1 pseudogene is annotated in these 543 nt (G+C 49.0%); it reads left to right on the forward strand.

The features are described 5' to 3' along the window. Positions 1 to 141: 141 nt before the first annotated feature. Positions 142 to 543: pseudogene (locus L248_RS14975) on the forward strand (IS1634 family transposase); the annotation flags it as partial.

Raw genomic sequence — 543 nt, forward strand, 5'->3', positions numbered from 1 at the left:
TCGGGAGTTTGACAGTTTGGCACGCATAAGTCATCGTTGGCGCCCGGCATGGCGCTTTTTTCTTTGTCAAATTCACTCGAAATATTTGCCATAACATGCCGCAACATGCTATGATTACTGTATTCGAAAGGGGTGTCTGCTATGCGCGTCCAGGTTTCAAAGTCAAAAAACTCTGTTTCTTACTACGTCGTCAAAGATCTACGCATGCACGGGAAAAAGTCGACGAAAATTGTGGCCCGCTTAGGGACGCACGAAGCTATCCAGGCCGCGCATCCTGGCATTGAGCCGATGGATTGGGCAAAGAGTTACGCTGCCAAGTTAAGTGACGAAGCCAAGGCTCAACGGCAAGACGTGATTGTCAAATACAGTCCGGTCAAGCAGATTCCTTTCATGGGCAAGCCACTGGTTAATGTCGGCTACCTGTTCTTGCAATGGATCTACGCCCGTTTAGGTTTACCCAAACTTTGTCGAGAAATCGCCGCCAAGCATCGGTTTAGCTACGACTTGAATGGCGTCCTGGCTTCATTGATTTACGCTCGCATC

Source organism: Schleiferilactobacillus shenzhenensis LY-73 (genome assembly GCF_000469325.1).
Classification (GTDB): Bacteria; Bacillota; Bacilli; order Lactobacillales; family Lactobacillaceae; genus Schleiferilactobacillus; species Schleiferilactobacillus shenzhenensis.